This is a genomic window from Bradyrhizobium liaoningense (genome assembly GCF_018130955.1).
Taxonomy (GTDB): domain Bacteria; phylum Pseudomonadota; class Alphaproteobacteria; order Rhizobiales; family Xanthobacteraceae; genus Bradyrhizobium; species Bradyrhizobium liaoningense_C.
This window is the reverse complement of sequence record NZ_JAFCJM010000001.1, coordinates 254873-271764: the sequence shown is the minus strand read 5'-3', so window position 1 is coordinate 271764 and position 16892 is coordinate 254873. Positions and strand designations below refer to the sequence as shown.

Below are 16892 nucleotides of genomic sequence, written 5' to 3'. Positions count from 1 at the left end.
CGTTTTGCTTATCTCTCTGTCACGTCCGCTCAGTCGAACAGCGCGTCGATGTCGTCCTGCGAGGCGTGGCCGACATCGCCGGCGAGCTTCGGGCCGTTGAGCAGCTTGGCGTCCTCATCGCGGGTGTCGACGATCGGCGCTGCGTGCGCCTTGATCGCATCGACGCCGCCCCAGATCTCCATCATCGCATTGATGTGCTGCTCGATGAACTTCATCGTGGTCATGACCTTGCTGATGCGCTGGCCGGTCAGGTCCTGGAAGTTGCAGGCTTCGAAGATCGAGATCACGCGTTCCTGGATGTCGTCGGCCAGGCGCTTCTGCTGGTCGACCGAATCCACCTTGGAGAGGGCGCTCGCCGCCTGGTCGATCGACTCGGCCGCTTCGAGGATCTGCTGGGTGGCCTGTTCGGTGCCGCCGACGACCGCGCCGAGCTCGCCATTGACCTTGGCCATCTCGCCGCCGTCAAAGCTCTTGCCGTGCAGCGTCGCGATCTCGCGCTTGGTGCGGTTGATGGCGTCGTGAATGAGATCGAGCTCGACCTTGAGCTTCTCGCACTGTTCGATCTGCGCGCGGTAGGTTTCCAGCATTGCGCGCGTGTCGGCGACTTCCTGCGCCACGACGGCTTCGGTCGAGGCCGGCGCAGCATGCGCGCCCGCGCCATGGCCGTTCCTCGCCATCTGCGCGCGGATCGCGCGCAACTCGGCCATGATCTCGCCGTGCATCGGTGCGGCCTCGTCGGTCATGTCGGGAATCTGCATCTCGCCGACGATGCCTTCCTCGACGCGAAAACGTTTGCGGTGAACAGCCATTCTGTTACTCCCCCCACTCACTCACGCGCCTTTCTAGACTGAAGCGATTTAACACGAGGTTCACGCGCGGAACTGTAATTCAACTGCTTCTGATTGTGCGAAAACCTGCGGTTAACCATGCCGGGGCGCCGTTCACCGAAAATAAACGCTAGTCGCCAAATCCCGCGTCCGTTGACGACGTGGTGAATCAAAACGGCTGTTACGTTTACCAAACGAAGCGGCTTTTGATTTTAAGTGGCCTGGTCGCGACGGCGGATTCAGTGAAACGCCGGGTCGCGATGAACGGCACAGACGAAACAGTACAGAGTACGTCGATGTTCAAGAAAATGTCCGTCGCGCTGCTTGGCGGCGCGTGCACCCTCGTCGCCGGCGTCGATCCGGCCTCCGCAATCGATACCGCGGCCCCCACCGAGCCGACCGTAGTTTACGCGCGTGAGCAGCAGCCCCAGCCGGTGCGCGTCGCCTCCAACGAGCGATCAGGCATGGGCGGCGGCTTCATCGAGTTCCTGTTCGGCGACCGGCCGCAGGGCCAAGTACAGGGTCAGGCGTACTATCCGCAACAGCAGCCGATGTATCAGCAGCAGCCGGCCTATTACGACGAGCGGCGTCTGCCGCCGATGGGCCAGCCGCAGATGCAAGGCATGCCGCAGGAAGAGGCGCTCGATCCGCGCCAGCGCCCGTTCGATCCGAAGTTCGAGAAGCAGCTCGTCGACTATCACGGCAACGAAGGCTCCGGCACCGTCGTCGTCGATACGCCGAACAAGTTCCTCTATCTGGTGCAGGGAGGCGGCAAGGCGATGCGTTACGGCATCGGCGTCGGGCGACCGGGTTTCACCTGGTCCGGCGTCAAGACGATCTCGGCAAAACGCGAATGGCCGGCCTGGACGCCGCCCGCCGAGATGCTGGCGCGCCGCCCCGATCTGCCGCGCCACATGGAAGGCGGGCCGGAAAATCCGCTCGGCGCGCGCGCGATGTATCTGGGCTCCTCGCTGTACCGTATCCACGGTTCCAACGAGCCCTGGACCATCGGAACCAACGTATCCTCCGGCTGCATCCGCATGCGCAACGAGGACGTCATCGATCTCTACGGCCGCGTCAATGTCGGCACCAAGGTCGTGGTGATGTGAGGAATCCGCCGGCATCGGCGATGCCGCGGATGTGAGCGATCGTGAAGGCACGGCGGATTGGTGCGGGAAAGGCCGAGTCCTACGTAGCACGCACAGCTACTCAACTTGGAGCAACGCGATGCGTACGATCTTGGCTTTGGGTATTCTCGTCGCCCTGACCGCCTCGGCCAGTGCGGGGACGGTCCAGCATCGGCGGCATGCCGCGCCCGCCGCCCAGAACTTCGCCCCCAAGCTCACGCCGCGTGCGGCTGAGGGATATGCCTATGTTCCTTACGCGGCTCCGTACTCGGCCCCGGCCGGATACGGCAATCCCTACCAGAACTGGGGCGGCTGACCGCAGTCGCCACTACGATCTGCGGCGGCCGACGGTGCCGAGACGAGAAGCGACGGAGCAGCGATGCCCGCGTGATGAATGCGAACGCAGTGCGCGAGCGGGGCGCTTCAACCGCCGCGCCGATAGCTCTGCCTCCCTGACGCGCTCGTGAAGTCCCTCCAACTCGTGCAACTCGGTGATGAGATGCGTTGTCACGTCGGTGAAGGTTGCAATGCGCTGCTGAAGTGGACTCATTTTTAAGACCTCGACTATAACCGGAGAGGTGACCACATCGGGTGTGTGGCATGAGCAACGTGTTCTTCTAGTTGAACACCCATGTCCGAATTTAGAAATCCGGGAGTCTACGGCTGCGCGTGTCGAAGTGCGATTTCGTTCTTCATGGTGAACTCAAACGCGCTGCGCAGGACGATCCAGCGATCGTGTGCAATAGTCATATTATATTCGAAAGCTTCTGCGGGCGATGTGCAGCGGCAGTGAAGGCGTTTGAGCCATTGCTGTAAAATGATACGGCCGCCGATGAGGCGGCCGTTCAGCATCGACTGGACGAACTGGTCACGCGTAATCGCTGCCGCCGTCGTCCCCGCCGCCGAAATCGCTGTCGTCATTGTCGAAGCCATCATCGTCGTCGTTCTGGTCATCGTTCGACGCCTGGTCGAAATAACCTTGGCGCGAATCTTGACCCGAATCATCACGCGAATCCTGGCGCGCGTCATCGCGATGACGGGTTCCAATGTCGTTGAGGCCGGCATCGCGGGCCAGCGAACCGCCGGACTGGTCGCCGCTCCAGGGGCTGGCGCTGCGATCGCCCAGCGCCGCGCTGCGGTCGCCGAGCGCTGTCGCATCGCCGAACCCGTGCTGCGAGCCGCCCATCATGTTGCGGATGCTGGAGAGCAGCAGCGAGCCGCCGACGACGCCGGCCGCGGCCGCAGCCGCCGTTCCCAGGAACGAACCGCCGCCACCGCCGACCGGCGGCGGGGCGCCATAACCCTGACCATAGGGCTGGCCTTGACCATAGGGCTGGCCGGGCGGCTGCATCTGCTGCATCGCCTGGCCCGAGTTCCAGACCGGCCGGCTGTCGCGTGGCGGCACGTTGGGAACCGAGCTACGCGCGGACCCGCCACCGAACAGCGTGTCGCGCATGGAATCGAGGAAGCCGCCGGACTGGCTCTGCTCGGGCGCGCGGCTCGCCTCCAGCTCCTGGATGAGGGCATTGGCGCGCTTGAGCGCTTCGTCCTGCAGCAGGACGGTCTGCACCAGCGCGTAGACGGCGCCTGGGGCCTTGCGCAGGCCGTCGGACATGGCGGCGACCGCGTCGGGGTCGCGCGGCGCATTCTCCAGTTTCGAAAGCCGGTCGAAAAGCTCGTCAACGAGCTGGCGTTCCTGCGGCGTCATCTTGTCTCTCCATCGCGCAAACCAAGCGCGCCGAAGATGTAAGGTTCCAATGTGGCGTCAACAGAGGGGCGCGGATTAAATTTCGGTATGCGACAAGGTGCGCAGCGCCTTGCGCCCCACCTTTTCATCCCAACGTCACGTTGCTTTCTGCAAGCAGGCGCGCAAACCCGTCGCCGGCAAGATAGGCGTGCTCGCGCTCGCGCACGTCGGTCATGGGGTCGAGGCCGCGCAGGATGTCGTCGACGAAGCCGGGATGGCACATGACGAGACCGCCTTCCGGAAGCCCCGCGATGAACGTACCCATCAGCTCGCCGAAATCGGCGTTGCGGGTGAAGTCATAGGCGCCGGCGAAGGCTGGATTGACGGCGAGACCCGCCGCGCCGGCGCGCTTGCGGAATTGCGCGCTCAGCACGTCCAGCACCAGCGCTTTCGGCGACGCCAGCCGGCGTGCCAGCGGCAAGTTGCGGCCGCCCTGGCGCACCCAGGCGTTCGGTGCGGCCTCGCGGACGGCGTCGATAAAGCCGTCGCGGATCTGCGGATAAAGCTGCGCGTGCTGATGACCGTCGACGAAATCGGGCGGGCGCCCGAAGGCCCGCGCGAAGGCCGCAAGCTGCGTGGCGATCTCGGCACGAAAAATCTCGCGGTCGAGCCGGCGCGCAAGGCCCGCGCGCAGCAGCCTTGGAAAGCTCATGAACATGTCGCCGTCGAGCGGGCGGAAATGCATGGTCAGCGGACGGAACGGCGCGGTCAGCGTCACGTGCAGGCCGATCGCGCAGCGCGGGCTGGTCTTCGCTGCGGCTTCGAGCGCGTCGATCTCGCCGCGGTCGATCGCCGCGCCCACCATCATGACGGAGGTGGCGTTGAGGCGGCCGCGTTCGATGAGGTCGCGGATGCCGCGGTTGACGCCCGGGCTGATGCCATAATCGTCGGCGCAGAGCCAGATCCGCCGCGGCGCCGCCGCCGCGTTCATTCGGCCGCCGTCCGGCTGGACGCCTCGTCCGCCTTGTCGGCCTCAAACTGCTTCTCGCTGTGCTCGGCTACGAAGTAGATCGGGCGCGCCTTCAGCTCGGACAGGATCTTGCCGATATATTCGCCGACGATGCCGATCATGATGAGCTGCACGCCGCCGATCGTCATCAGGCCGACCACGAGCGAGGGATAGCCGGGCACCTGCTTGCCTGTGGTCCAGACCTCCCAGAGGATAGAGAGGCCGAACAGGAAGGCGCCGGCCGCGAGCAGCACGCCGAACAGGCTTGCGAAACGCAGCGGCGCCACCGAGAACGAGGTCAGGCCCTCGATCGACAGGCCGAGCAGCCGCGTCGCGTTGAAGGTGGTCACGCCATGGGCGCGCGGGGCCGGCTCATAGTCGACGCGGATCTGGCGGAAGCCGATCCAGCTTGCCAGCCCCTTGAAAAAGCGATTGCGCTCGGGCAGCTGCCGCAGCGCTGCGACCGCACGCGGCGACAGCAGGCGAAAATCGCCGGCGTCCTCAGGGATCTTCTGCCGCGCGCCCCAGTTGATCAGGGCGTAGAAGCCGTGCACGGCCTGTCGCCGCAGGAACGACTCGTTGTCGCGATGCGCCTTGGCGGTGTAGACGACGTCGTAGCCGTCCTCGATCCAGTGCTTCACGAGCTGCTCGACGAGGACCGGCGGATGCTGGCCGTCGCCGTCCATGAACATTACGGCACCGCGCCGTGCGTGGTCGAGGCCCGCCATCAGCGCGGCCTCCTTGCCGAAATTGCGCGACAGCGACACGACCTGCACGTCGATCGTGTCGGCGGGCAGGGCGCGGGCGATCGCCAGCGTCGTGTCCGCGCTGCCGTCGTCGACGTAGACGACCTCGCAAGGCAGGCGGTAGCGCTGCCGCAAGGTCTTTGCGAGCTCGCACAGCCGCTGGTGCAGCGAGGCCAGCCCTGCTGCCTCGTTGTAGACGGGAACGACAATCGACAGCCCCTTCGCCGCGGCGCTCGCCGCGGTCGTGGTCAGGCTGGAAACGTCAGTGCCCAAATTCATCAATTCACAGTCCAGATCATTCCTTGAACAGCATATGGTAGCTGTTCGTACCTGTCGCTACGCTGAACGCGTTCGCGGCATCTTTGCGGTTCACTGCCGCAGGAACGCCTCGAGCCGGGCGAACAGCGGGTTCTCGCGGTCGAACACGTAATCGAGCGAAACCACCGAGACCGTCTCGGCGCCATGATCGCGCAGGAAACTGCCGAGCGCATAGAGCTTTGACGGCGGGCAGTGCAGCGTCAGCATGCCTGACGAGGTCGGGCCCCCGAACGGGGCGACCACCCCGAACCGGCTGTGGGCCTCGGTGAGCAGGGCGGCATCGCATTCCCGGAAGCGGGTCCGGACCTCGCGGTACTTGTTGGCCCGCGCCCGCGCCGCGATGTGATCCAGGATCACGCGCGCGGCCTCCCGCGCGCCAGGCGACCAGTCGGCGTCCTTTGAAGCAACCAGATTGGCCTGGCTGCGCAGCATCACGCCGTCGTCCAGGACCTTCAGCCCGTTGGCGGCCAGCGTCGCGCCGGTCGTGGTGATGTCGACGATCAGCTCGGCGGTGCCGACGGCAGGCGCGCCTTCCGTCGCGCCGGCGCTCTCGACGATGCGGTAGTCGACGATGCCGTGGCTCGAGAAGAAGGCGCGGGTCAGGTTGATGTACTTGGTCGCCACGCGCATCCGCCGGTGATGCTGCTCGCGAAAACCTGTCGTGACGTCGTCGAGGTCGGCCATGGTGCGGACGTCGATCCAGGCCTGCGGCACCGCGACCACGACGTTGGCGTGGCCGAAGCCGAGGCCGTCGATCAGGGTCACGCGCTTGTCGGCATTCGCAATGTTCTCGCGCACCAGGTCTTCGCCGGTGACGCCGAAATGCACCATGCCGCGCGCGAGCTGCGCCGCGATCTCGCTCGCCGAGAGATAGGCGATTTCGACATTGTCCATCCCTGCGATGGTGCCGCGATAGTCGCGGGCGCCGCCGGATTTCGACAGCACGAGCCCCGCGCGCGCGAAAAAGGCTTCGGCGTTTTCCTGCAGGCGGCCCTTGGAGGGAACGGCCAGAACGAATGGCGCGCTCATGATGCTACGCTCCCACCTTGCGGCCGATCCGCCTCAGCGCATCGACCCAGACCGAGAAGCCGACCGCGGGGATCGGCGCCGATGCGCCGAGCTGGGTCATCAGCCCGTCATAGCGGCCGCCGGCCACCAGCGGCTCGACGCCGTTGCCGCGGTGATGCACCTCGAACTCGAAGCCGGTGTAGTAGTCGAGCCCGCGGCCGAACGCGGTGGAGAAGCGCGTCTCCTTCACGTCGATGCCGCGCGCGGCCATGAAGCCGACGCGGCTTTCGAACTGGTCGATCGCCGCCGAGATGTCGAGCTTCGTTTCCGCGGCGAGCGCACGCAGCTCGGCGACTGCGTCGTCGGGATTGCCTGCAATCGCCAGGAAGCGCTTCAGCACATTGAGTGCCTCGCGCGGAAGCGCGCCGCCCTTCAGCGTCGATTGCTCGAGGAAGCGGTCGGCGATCTCGGCGGTGGTGCGGCCGCCGACATTGGTGGTGCCGGCGATCGACATCAGGTCGGTGACGAGCGCGAGCGCCGCCTTGCGGTCGGAGCCGGCGAGCGCGGCGAGCACGCCCTCATATTCGTTGCGGGTCGCACCGGTCGCGACCGTCAGCCGTTCCAGATCCTGCTCCAGGCTGATCTTGCGGTTGAAATCCTTGGTCAGCCGGCGCCGCCACACTGGAAACAGGTCGAGCGCGTCGATCAGGGCGTTGAACAGCGCCACATCGCCGGTGCGGATCTCGACATCGTGGACGCCGAAGGCAGAGGTTGCTTCCAGCGCCAGCGCCAGCATCTCGGCGTCGGCGGCGGCACGGTCCTGCCGGCCGAAGGATTCGATCCCGGCCTGCAGGAATTCGCTCGGGCGGCCGCCGCGGTAGCGAAATACCGGGCCGAGATAGCTGAACCCGGCCGGCTGGCCGGCGCGGCCGGAGGCGAGGTAATCGCGGGCGACGGGGATGGTCAGGTCCGGGCGCAGGCAGAGCTCTTCGCCGGTGAGGTCCGTCGTCAGGTAGAGGCTCTTGCGGATGTCCTCGCCGGAGAGGTCGAGGAACGGCTCCGCCGGCTGCAGGATCGCGGGCTCCGCCCTCACGTAACCGGCCTGCGCGAACGACAACAGCAGCGTATCCGCCCAGGCGGCGGAGCCGGCAGCATTGGAGGTGGCAGTCGCGGTCATCACGAGGTCCGGTTTCCCGGTGGAACCGGGGGAAGGGAAGGGCTTGTTGGCGGTGCCCTTAGCATGGCCCGTGGGAGGTTTCGACCTCCATTGGGCCAGTGGCTTAACGATGGGCCAACGGGATTTGGCCGCCCCAATCGCCCAGCGCCGCCTGCACCAGCGCCAGCGCGGCCACGGCCGCGGTGTCGGCGCGCAGGATCCGTGGGCCCAGCGCCAGCCGCAGGATGTGCGGCTGGCGGAGCAGCAGCGCGCGTTCCTCTTCGGCAAAGCCGCCCTCTGGGCCGATCAGCACGTCGATGCCGTGCGCCGCCTCGCGCGCGCCTTGCAGGGCCGCGATGGGATCGTCGCTGTCCGCCGCCTCGTCGCAAAAGACCAGCAGGCGCTGCGCGGCGCGCTGGCCGATGTAGCGCTCCAGGGCCAGGGGCTCGGCGACCGCGGCAAGGCTCAAAATGCCGCATTGCTCGGCCGCCTCGATCACGTTGGCGCGCATGCGATCGCTGTTGACGCGGCTTGCTTGCGTGAATCGGGTCATCACCGGCTGCAGGACCGACGCGCCCATCTCCACGGCCTTCTGGACCATGTAATCGAGCCTGGCATGCTTAAGCGGCGCGAAGACATAGGCGAGGTCGATCAAGCCGTCCTGCGGGCGGGTCTGCCTCAGGATTACGAGGCTGTCGGGTCGCTTGCGGCCGTCGATCGCGGCCTGCCATTCGCCGTCGCGGCCGTTGAAGGCGAGGATGGGGTCGCCCGCACCAAGCCTCAGCACGTTGCCGAGATAGTTGCTCTGGTCGCGGTCGAGCGCGACGCGGGCTTCGGGGGCGAGCGTCGCATCGACGAAGAGGCGGGGGGCGCGGAAATCGTGGGAAGGCATCGATGAGGGGTCCAATTCGCGCATTTCTTAACCGAAAGCCGCACTTTTGGGGGTAAATATTGCCTCCGCGGTGCGTCCGAGCGCCGCGCTCTTGCCCAATTCGACGGGTTGTTAAGGGCCGGCAGGAATCGTAAAAACACGAAATGGTCGGTCGCGCTTCAATTGGGAAGATGCCGAGCCCGTTGGCCCTGCCGGAGAAACAGCCTTGATGATCCGTCGTTTGATGGTTCCGATCACTGTCGCCATGGTGACCATGGGCGCTGCCACGGCCTATGGCCAGGGCGCGTTTCCCGCGCCGCTGCCGGGACAGGCCGCCGCGCCGGCCAGCAGCTCTCCATTCCCGCCGGTCAACGGTGCGGCGCCGTCTGCTTCTGTCGGCGCGCCGCAATCTGCATTTCCGAGCAATGGCGCGGCTCCGATCGGTGGCGCCGGTGCTTTCAGCGCGGCCCCCCCGAGCCAGGCCGGCCCCGGCGAGCAGTGCATGAAGGGCTTTCTGCCGTTGCGCGAGGAGACCGAGAAGCGCGGCAAGCTCATCAAGGCGGCGAGCGACCGGCACGCGCCGCCGGACGAGGCCTGCAACCTGATCCGCAATTTCTCGCAGGCTGAACTCAAGATGATGAAGTTTGTCGAGGCCAACTCCGCCAAGTGCGGAATCCCGCAGCAGGTTACCGACCAGCTCAAGGCCGGACACAAGAACACCGAAGGCATGCTGGCCAAGGTCTGCAACGTGGCGCAGCAGATGAAGCAGGCGCGGCCTGCCGGCCCGTCGCTGAGCGAGGTCATCGGATCGGGATCCGCTCCCGAAGCCAATACGGGCAAGAAGGGCGGCAGCACCTTCGATACGCTCAACGGCAACGTCCTGACCCGATGATGACCAGCGCCCGCGTTGCCGATTCCACCGGCAACTGGGTCGATACCCGGGCGCCGGAATGGGCGCGGCCGTACTTGCGCATCTCACGCTACGATCGTCCGATCGGCTCCTGGCTGCTCTTGATGCCGTGCTGGTGGTCGGCGGCGCTCGCCGCAGGCATGGCGCATGACATCAGCCGGCTGCCGCTCACCATCGCGCTGTTCCTGATCGGCGCCTTCGTCATGCGCGGCGCCGGCTGCGCCTGGAACGACATCACCGATCGCGACCTCGACGCCCAGGTCGAGCGCACGCGCTCGCGGCCGCTGCCCGCAGGGCAGGTGAGCGTCAAGCAGGCGCTGGCGTTCCTGGTCGTGCAGGCGCTGATCGGCCTCGTCGTGCTCCTGCAGTTCAATCGTTTCGCGGTGGCGACCGGTATCGCCTCGCTGGTGATCGTTGCGATCTATCCCTTCATGAAGCGCGTCACCTGGTGGCCGCAGGCCTTCCTCGGGCTCGCCTTCTCCTGGGGCGCGCTGATGGGATTTGCCGTCACTTTCGGCCGGATCGATCTCACCGCGCTCGTGCTCTATGCCGGCGCCATCGCCTGGGTGATCGGCTACGACACGATCTATGCGCATCAGGACGCCGAGGACGATGCGCTGATCGGCGTCAAGTCCACCGCACGCCTGTTCGGCGCGCACACGCATCAGGCGCTGATCATGTTCTACGGGCTCGCGGTGATGCTGATCGGCGTGGCGCTGGCATCAGGCGATGCGCGCTGGCCGGCCTGGCTCGGGCTTGCGGCCTTTGCCTTGCACCTGGCCTGGCAGATCAAGCGCCTGCGGATCGACGATCCCGCGCTCTGCCTGCGGCTGTTCAAATCGAACAAGCATGCCGGGCTGCTGCTGTTTGCGGGATTGTTTGCGGATGCCGTGCTGCGGGCGATATAGCCAGAGCGCAAGGCAAGATCTGACCGGTTTCAGTCCTCGCCCTTCGCCTCGTCCCGGGCTTCGCTGGGCGACATGTCGAACATGCGGCGGAAGGCGCGATTGAAGGTCGAGACGTCGTCGAAGCCGTGCAGGCTCGCGACGTCAAGAATCTTGATCCGCGCGATGTTGCGATCCGGTTTACCGCTTCAATAGCTGCCATGCCGAGCACTTCCGGGATCGACTTGATGTGCCAACCAAGGGCGGTCACGGACATAAACGATGTGCTCAGTCCTTTCGCCACGCCATGGCGCGCACGCCGGACGGCGTTGCGCCGAACGCCCGCTGGAACAGGCGATTGAAGTGAGACAGATCGCGAAACCCGCATTCGAGGGCAATGGCGCTGATCGTCCGATCGGACAATCGCGGATCATTCAAGATTCGGTAGGCACGCGCGAGACGCCGGTCATTGACGAACTCCGTGAATGTCGAACCCTCCGCCTCAAACAGCATCTGAACGTATCGTGGCGTCATGTTGTGGCGCGCGGCCATGGTCGTCACCGACAAGTCCCGGTGCACGATATTCTCCGTAATGTCCTGCTTGATTGCTCTTAGTCGCGCGGCCTTGAGACCGCGGCCTTTCGCTGCTACGGCGGGATCGCCTGTCGCGCCGAGGGCCAAGGCCACAAGATCGTGCACATGAGCGACGAAGAGGTGCCGCATCTCCGCGGTCACGCATGCGTCATGGTCGGACACGAGTTCAATGTAGCTCGCCAACAGCGCGAGCATACGCCGCGCTCCGGCAAGACTGCGGGTGACCAACGCCTCGGGCTTGCTCACGAAAGCACTGACGGCTCTGCGCGGCACGGCAATAGCCGTGTATTGCGCTTTGCCCCAATGGATTATTCCAGCATCTGACGCCGACGCGAGAAATGAATCGCCTGAGCCGAGGAACAGCTCACGGCCGAGATGTGAGACCCGGCCCGTTCCGGACTTGACCGTCGTGAGGATGAAATCATCGTTGCCGTCAGCCAATAACGCGCCTTTGCGGCTGTGAATGCGGCCCTCCGTGCTGCCGGCGACAATGCCCAGGCCCGGGAACTTGCTCAGCGCAACGGTTTCACGGAATGCCTGCCCCGGTAGCTGCGCAATTTCATTTTTGAAAATGGTGCGGCCAAACTCCTCCCGCCAGATGGCAAAGCGATCGCGCTCGGGCAGCGCGTCTGTAGAGAGCATCACAGTCCAGTTGGGCTCGATAGAAATCATTCGGGTCAGTCCGGAAAATTCCAATTCAGGCGGATCGGCCGCGCACGCGTCTTCAGAGTTTTCGATTCATAGCACTGTGCCTGCGTGTCTGCACTTCGTATCGCGCTTAGGAATGTTCGTTTCTGACCCATAGAGCAGGCTTGCCGCGAATTCCTGGCACGAACCCGCGTTCGTTGCCGAAGCGCAACACGATGTCGACAATGCAGAGTCATTTCGTTCGCCGATCAAACCGCTTCGCTACCGTCCGAGACGTGTGTCGATAATCCTCCTAGCAACACAGCCATGTGGCCGCCAAGTTGCAAGCGCCGTTCGCGCTGTCGCAATCTCCCTCCTTTCCTATCCGCGAGTCCTGATGATTGTCTCCCGAGCCAGGTTGACGACTTCCGATATTCCGGAAGCCACCGCCGAGGACATGATCGCGCTTTGGTCCAGCCGTCATCTCTACCGTCTCGCCATCCGTCCCGTTGACGACGCGCCGCTCGAACTGACGAGCGACATCACAACGTTTCCCGACTTCACCTTTGCCTTCGGCGACAATTCTCCGATTGCGGTCAGGGTCAGCGCGGAGATCGGCCATGAGGATGACGTCTACCTGAGCCTGGTCCTGACGGGCGGAGGCGAAGTCAGCGCCCGAAATTGGGCGAACGAGAACAAACCCGGCGACGGCCTGTTTCACTGGAGCGGCGAGGGCTTTGTCGTGCGCCAGCCGCAGCGCTCGCGCATCATAAACCTGCGACTATCCGTCGATGCCATCCGGCGCCGCGCCGATCTGGCGAACGGTCGTCCCTTGCGCCGCGTCGCGCTCAATCACCCTGCCATGGCCTTGTTGCGCAACTATGTCGGGACGCTGCAATCGTCCGATCTGAGCCACGTCACCCCCGCATTTGCCGCGGCCACCAGCAGCCATATGCACGATCTGGCCGGGCTTGCCATCGGCGCGAACCGCGACGGGGTGCACAGCGCCCAGACGACAGGGGTTCCGGCGGTCCGGCTGGCACTTGCCAAGGAGGTCGTCGCCCGACATCTCGACAATCCCAAACTCAACGACGATTTTCTGTCCAGGCAGATGGGCCTGTCGCGCAGCTACATCCGCAAGCTGTTCGCCGGGGAGGGCTATGCTGTAGCGACCTATATCCGTCGGGAGCGGCTGCTCAGGGCCCGCCGCTTCCTGTCGGACCCCGCCGCTGCGCGGATCAAGATCCTCGACATTGCAAGCCTGCACGGCTTCGACGATGTCTCGACCTTCAATCGCGCCTTCCGCCGCTTGTTCGACATGTCGCCCAGCGAAGCCCGTGATGAGGTGCAGGGTGAGGACTGAAACCGGCCAGGATCTTGCCTCCTCGGGCAACATGACAGGTCTCGGGCAGTCCCCTTTTCTTGCCGCGGCACGGTTGCGCGCCTTTGGCTAACTGATCTGCCCTACCGATCCCCCTGCACGATCCGAATGGACGCAACGATGAAAGGCCTTTGACAGCGCGCTTTCTTGCAAAAGAGGGACGCTGGGCAATCTCGCCTTTGATGGAGCAATCGTTGGGGCGACGAATTGATTGCATTGGAGCTGCCCAGCTCGGCATTTGCCGAGCAGGACAGGACAGCAGCCTTTCATTCGAATCTCCCCACCGCCGCCTATCTCGGCGTAGTCTGGGGGATTGTCGGGGGTGACGACCGCACGGGGGTCCTTGGTGTGGCTGCAGCACCCGGTGCGCGCCTTGAATGGTCTGTCGCAGCCTTACGCTGTCGCCTTCACCGACATCTCGCACCTTCGTCGTGCTGTCTACGCAAATTCGACAGTCGCGACAGGCAGATTTGACAGTCGTCGCGCCGATTCCGAAATGACACACCGTCATTTTTTCACATAATCCAGTGTCAGGGCTGCCGAGAAGTTCGTTCCGCCGCCCGACATAGTCCCCGCGAGATTCTGCAAGGGCGGGGAATGGTTGCATGACGTCCAGTTTGATCCGGCCGCTCATCCTCGCCGCGTCATTTGCCTTGTCGTTACCGATCGCGGTCGCCGTGCCGGCGGCGCCCGCAGTTGCGGCGTGCGTGCAGTCGGGCGGCACCGTTACCTGCAGTGGGGCAACCAGCACCGGCTTCGGCACCGGCGTCGAAAGCAATCTGACGCTGACGGTTAAGCCAGACGCCTCGATCACGGTCGGTGCGGGGCAGAGTGCCATCAATCTCGGTGCGGGCAACATTGCGACCAACGGCGGAGCCTTGATCGGCAACGGCGCCGACTATGGCATGCAGGGACAAGGCGGTAATATTTTTACCAACAGCGGCGCGATCGAGAATTTTTCCATCGGCATGGCCGCCTTCGGCAACAATAACAGCTTCACCAACGCGGGCACGATCAGTTCACTTGCCCCAGGCGGCTATGGCATGTTTGTGCAATCCGGCAGCGGCAACACGCTCCTCAATTCCGGCAAGATTGATCTGGGCGGTAACGGCTCGATCGGCATCTTCGATGGCGGCAACGGCACCGTTACCAATTCCGGCACGATCGCCGTGGGCGGTACGTCCTCCTTTGGCATCTTTACCCAAGGCATAGGCAACGCCGTCCTCAATTCCGGCTCGATTTCGGTGAGCGGCACCACCAGCCTTGCCGTGTTGCTGTGGACCGGCAACACGCTCACGAACACCGGCACGATTACGGCCACAGGCCTTGGGGCGGATGCCGTCACGCTCTACAACCCTGGCAACACCGTCATCAACCACGGTACGATCAGCGTCACGAACGGCGGTGCGCTGTCCTTTCTGGATTCCCAAGAGACCGTCATCAACAACGGCACGATCAAGGCAGGTGCCAATGGCTACACGCTGGTGACCGGCGGTTCGGACTACAGCACCATCACCAACAACGGCACGCTGGATGGTAAGATCTATTTCGCCGGTGTCGGCAACAGCCTGATCAATGCCGGGCTGATCACCATCACCGATCCGGGGACGGCGCTGGGGACGGGGCTTTGGGTGGGCAACTTTGCCTTCAGCGGCACGTTCACGCAGACCGTACAGGGCACACTGGCGCTGCGCGTCGACAATGCGGGCAATCGTGACATTCTGTCTGTGGAAAACGCCAGCCTGAACGGCACCTTGCGTGCGGTGCTGCAACCGGGGCTCTATCAGTCGTCAACGATCTATAACGACATCCTGCAGACCACCGCCGGCATCAATGGCCAGTTTGCGACTGTCACCTCGTCGTCGGCCTTCTTCAATGCGACTGCAACCTACAACGCCAATTCGGTCGACCTGACGTTGACGCGCCAGGGTTTTGGCGCAGTCGCAGGCGAGACTGCCAACCAGCGTTCGATCGGCAACGCGCTCGAAGCCGGTTATTCGACGGCGCTGACCGGCGCTGCGGCGACGTTCTACAGCAATCTGTTGCAGGCGGATTCGCTGCGTGTGCTCGACCAGCTCTCCGGCGAAGGTGCCAGCGCGACCCAGAGCACCGCGTTCAACGCGGGTGCGCTGTTCGGCCAGACCATGGATAGCCAGATGACGGCGTGGCGCGCGGGCAATCGCGGTGGCGTCGCGGGCGTGGGCGCACTCGGCTACGCCGCGGAACGACCGAGCGCTGCGACCTCGGCGTTCGCGGCCCTGAAGGCGCCGGCCATGGCGCAGCCGCAATGGAACGTGTGGGGCTCGGGCTTCGGCGCCGGGCAGCAGCTTTCGGGCAATGCAAGCACCGGCAGCGCGAGCTTCAGCGATCGCGCCGCCGGCGGCTCGGCTGGCGTCGATCGTCTCGTCAATCCCGATCTGTTGGTGGGTATCGCTGCCGGCGGCTCCAGCGCGACCTTCTCGGTCGACGATCGCGCGACATCCGGCAGGCTCGAAGGCGCCCATGTCGGCGTCTACGCGATGCAACGGTTCGGCGCCAGTTATCTCTCCGCGCAACTCGCCTGGAGCCATTTCAACAACACCACGACGCGCACCATCACCGGCGTCGGAGCAACCGAAACCGCGCAGGGCTCGTTCACTGGCGACCAGTTGGGTGGGCGATTGGAGATCGGCCGCTCCTTCGACTTCGGCTACACATCGGTGACGCCGTTTGCCGCGATCCAGGCCGCGCGGCTGTGGCAGGGCGCCTACACCGAAACCAGCACGGCCGGTGCAGCACCCGGCGTGCTCGGATTGAGCTACGCCGCGCAGACCGTCACCTCGCTGCCGGCCTCCCTCGGCGTCAAGTTCGACGGCCGCGTCGAGTTCGGCAACGGCATGGTGTGGAGCCCGTTCGTGCACGCCGCCTGGGTCCACGAATTCGAGCCGTCGCGCACCATCACGGCGTCACTGGTCACCGTGCCGGTGCTGTCGTTCACGATCGCCGGCGCAAGCGCTGCCTCCGATTCGGCGCGGCTCGATCTTGGCTCGCGGCTTGCGCTCAATCGCTTCTGGGAATTGTCGGGCCGCGTCACCGGCGAGTTCTCCACCCTCGGCCAGAGCTATTCCGGTATGGGGGCACTCAAGGCGAGTTGGTAGGGACGCGGCGATAGTCGGCTGGTTGGGGGGACATCGCATGTCGGTCTTCACCGGCCGCGAACTCGAGTTTCTCGCCAGCCTGAACACGCGCTGGCAGCGCCTCTATTGGAATGAACTCGTGCGGCTCCTGAAACAGGATGACAGCACGATTCCTATATCGCCGCTCCGGCAACGTGCGGCAGAGGAGCCAACGGCATTCACCTCGGGTCAAATTCCTCGGGGGCGGGGTCGGAATTCAGGCACAGCTTGAATTCCGGGTGAGGGGACCCTCCGCGAAACGGCTCTCACCCCGTTCGCGGAGGTGTCCTCTCACCGTCGCAGAGCCGAGAGTCATCGTCAGTGACAGGCGTCGTCCAAAAAAGGTGATCCGTAGTCGCGTCGCGGAACGGTTCGCTGCGCGCCTTTGAAAGGTCTGTCGCAGCCATACGGCACCGCGTTCACTGACATCGCGAACTCGCGCGGCCTTGTCTGCGCAAATTCGACAGTCGCGAAGGGCATATTTGACAGTCGCCGCGCCGCGGACGTTTCCGAAATGCGACACCGTCATTTTTTCACATAATCCAGTGTCAGCGCTGCCGAGAAGTTCGTTCCGCCGCTCGACATAGTCCCC

The 16892-nt window shown here is 64.7% G+C and carries 16 protein-coding genes; 6 read left to right on the top strand and 10 right to left on the bottom strand.

Annotated elements, in window-relative coordinates; translation table 11 throughout:
• Window positions 1–29 precede the first annotated feature (29 nt).
• Window positions 30–809, bottom strand: a complete 780-nt coding sequence (locus JQ632_RS01290; protein ID WP_212400444.1) for a protein phosphatase CheZ — start codon at window positions 807–809, stop codon at window positions 30–32.
• Window positions 810–1123: 314 nt separating this feature from the next.
• On the opposite strand from JQ632_RS01290, the gene JQ632_RS01285 reads away from it, so the two are divergent.
• Both JQ632_RS01285 and JQ632_RS01280 read left to right on the top strand, forming a co-directional pair.
• Window positions 1124–1936: a L,D-transpeptidase gene (locus JQ632_RS01285; RefSeq protein WP_212400442.1), complete on the top strand. Its 813-nt coding sequence runs from the start codon at window positions 1124–1126 to the stop codon at window positions 1934–1936.
• Window positions 1937–2054: 118 nt separating this feature from the next.
• Window positions 2055–2270: a hypothetical protein gene (locus JQ632_RS01280; RefSeq protein WP_212400441.1), complete on the top strand. Its 216-nt coding sequence runs from the start codon at window positions 2055–2057 to the stop codon at window positions 2268–2270.
• A 341-nt stretch (window positions 2271–2611) separates the two neighbouring features.
• Here the strand turns inward: JQ632_RS01280 and JQ632_RS01275 are convergent, their stop codons facing one another.
• The 7 genes from JQ632_RS01275 to JQ632_RS01245 form a co-directional block, all read right to left on the bottom strand.
• Window positions 2612–2875, bottom strand: coding sequence for a hypothetical protein (locus JQ632_RS01275; protein WP_212400439.1), 264 nt, complete (start codon window positions 2873–2875; stop codon window positions 2612–2614).
• A complete protein-coding gene (locus JQ632_RS01270; protein WP_212400438.1) occupies window positions 2823–3662 on the bottom strand; it encodes a DUF2076 domain-containing protein in 840 nt (279 codons plus the stop codon). The genes JQ632_RS01275 and JQ632_RS01270 overlap by 53 nt, the downstream gene beginning before the upstream one ends.
• A 124-nt stretch (window positions 3663–3786) precedes the next feature.
• Window positions 3787–4632, bottom strand: coding sequence for a ChbG/HpnK family deacetylase (locus JQ632_RS01265; protein WP_212400437.1), 846 nt, complete (start codon window positions 4630–4632; stop codon window positions 3787–3789).
• A complete protein-coding gene (locus JQ632_RS01260) occupies window positions 4629–5675 on the bottom strand; it encodes a glycosyltransferase family 2 protein (RefSeq protein ID WP_212400436.1) in 1047 nt (348 codons plus the stop codon). Before JQ632_RS01260 ends, JQ632_RS01265 begins: the two co-directional genes overlap by 4 nt.
• A 90-nt stretch (window positions 5676–5765) precedes the next feature.
• Window positions 5766–6743 carry an ATP phosphoribosyltransferase gene (gene hisG, locus JQ632_RS01255; RefSeq protein WP_212400435.1) on the bottom strand — a complete coding sequence of 326 codons (978 nt, stop codon included), beginning with the start codon at window positions 6741–6743 and terminating at the stop codon, window positions 5766–5768.
• Between the two features lie 4 nt (window positions 6744–6747).
• On the bottom strand, window positions 6748–7899 hold the full coding sequence (locus tag JQ632_RS01250) for an ATP phosphoribosyltransferase regulatory subunit (RefSeq protein WP_212400434.1): 1152 nt from the start codon (window positions 7897–7899) through the stop codon (window positions 6748–6750).
• A 103-nt stretch (window positions 7900–8002) separates the two neighbouring features.
• Complete coding sequence (locus JQ632_RS01245; RefSeq protein ID WP_212400432.1) at window positions 8003–8770, bottom strand: 16S rRNA (uracil(1498)-N(3))-methyltransferase; 768 nt, start codon at window positions 8768–8770, stop codon at window positions 8003–8005.
• Window positions 8771–8978: 208 nt separating this feature from the next.
• Between JQ632_RS01245 and JQ632_RS01240 the strand changes: the two genes are divergently transcribed.
• Both JQ632_RS01240 and ubiA read left to right on the top strand, forming a co-directional pair.
• The gene (locus JQ632_RS01240; protein ID WP_212400430.1) at window positions 8979–9641 is read left to right on the top strand and encodes a hypothetical protein; all 663 of its coding nucleotides are present in this window, start codon (window positions 8979–8981) and stop codon (window positions 9639–9641) included.
• Window positions 9641–10567 carry a 4-hydroxybenzoate octaprenyltransferase gene (gene ubiA, locus JQ632_RS01235; RefSeq protein WP_409363461.1) on the top strand — a complete coding sequence of 309 codons (927 nt, stop codon included), beginning with the start codon at window positions 9641–9643 and terminating at the stop codon, window positions 10565–10567. The genes JQ632_RS01240 and ubiA overlap by 1 nt, the downstream gene beginning before the upstream one ends.
• 29 nt (window positions 10568–10596) lie before the next feature.
• Here the strand turns inward: ubiA and JQ632_RS01230 are convergent, their stop codons facing one another.
• Both JQ632_RS01230 and JQ632_RS01225 read right to left on the bottom strand, forming a co-directional pair.
• On the bottom strand, window positions 10597–10716 hold the full coding sequence (locus JQ632_RS01230) for a helix-turn-helix domain-containing protein (protein WP_312015551.1): 120 nt from the start codon (window positions 10714–10716) through the stop codon (window positions 10597–10599).
• A gap of 115 nt (window positions 10717–10831) precedes the next feature.
• Entirely contained in the window at window positions 10832–11809 is a 978-nt protein-coding gene (locus tag JQ632_RS01225; RefSeq protein WP_212400427.1) for an AraC family transcriptional regulator, read from the bottom strand.
• 373 nt (window positions 11810–12182) lie between these two features.
• On the opposite strand from JQ632_RS01225, the gene JQ632_RS01220 reads away from it, so the two are divergent.
• Window positions 12183–13127, top strand: coding sequence for a helix-turn-helix domain-containing protein (locus tag JQ632_RS01220; RefSeq protein WP_212400425.1), 945 nt, complete (start codon window positions 12183–12185; stop codon window positions 13125–13127).
• A gap of 623 nt (window positions 13128–13750) precedes the next feature.
• Window positions 13751–16282, top strand: coding sequence for an autotransporter domain-containing protein (locus tag JQ632_RS01215; RefSeq protein ID WP_212400423.1), 2532 nt, complete (start codon window positions 13751–13753; stop codon window positions 16280–16282).
• The last annotated feature ends 610 nt before the right edge of the window (window positions 16283–16892 follow it).

Coding starts and splice junctions, on each gene's coding strand:
- JQ632_RS01270 (WP_212400438.1), bottom strand. CDS start 3,662: ATGACGCCGCAGGAACGCCAGCTCGTTGACGAGCTTTTCGACCGGCTT.
- JQ632_RS01250 (WP_212400434.1), bottom strand. CDS start 7,899: ATGACCGCGACTGCCACCTCCAATGCTGCCGGCTCCGCCGCCTGGGCG.
- JQ632_RS01215 (WP_212400423.1), top strand. CDS start 13,751: ATGACGTCCAGTTTGATCCGGCCGCTCATCCTCGCCGCGTCATTTGCC.
- JQ632_RS01275 (WP_212400439.1), bottom strand. CDS start 2,875: ATGACGACAGCGATTTCGGCGGCGGGGACGACGGCGGCAGCGATTACG.
- JQ632_RS01225 (WP_212400427.1), bottom strand. CDS start 11,809: ATGATTTCTATCGAGCCCAACTGGACTGTGATGCTCTCTACAGACGCG.
- JQ632_RS01240 (WP_212400430.1), top strand. CDS start 8,979: ATGATCCGTCGTTTGATGGTTCCGATCACTGTCGCCATGGTGACCATG.
- JQ632_RS01265 (WP_212400437.1), bottom strand. CDS start 4,632: ATGAACGCGGCGGCGGCGCCGCGGCGGATCTGGCTCTGCGCCGACGAT.
- JQ632_RS01285 (WP_212400442.1), top strand. CDS start 1,124: ATGTTCAAGAAAATGTCCGTCGCGCTGCTTGGCGGCGCGTGCACCCTC.
- ubiA (WP_409363461.1), top strand. CDS start 9,641: ATGACCAGCGCCCGCGTTGCCGATTCCACCGGCAACTGGGTCGATACC.
- JQ632_RS01290 (WP_212400444.1), bottom strand. CDS start 809: ATGGCTGTTCACCGCAAACGTTTTCGCGTCGAGGAAGGCATCGTCGGC.
- JQ632_RS01280 (WP_212400441.1), top strand. CDS start 2,055: ATGCGTACGATCTTGGCTTTGGGTATTCTCGTCGCCCTGACCGCCTCG.
- JQ632_RS01245 (WP_212400432.1), bottom strand. CDS start 8,770: ATGCCTTCCCACGATTTCCGCGCCCCCCGCCTCTTCGTCGATGCGACG.
- hisG (WP_212400435.1), bottom strand. CDS start 6,743: ATGAGCGCGCCATTCGTTCTGGCCGTTCCCTCCAAGGGCCGCCTGCAG.
- JQ632_RS01260 (WP_212400436.1), bottom strand. CDS start 5,675: ATGAATTTGGGCACTGACGTTTCCAGCCTGACCACGACCGCGGCGAGC.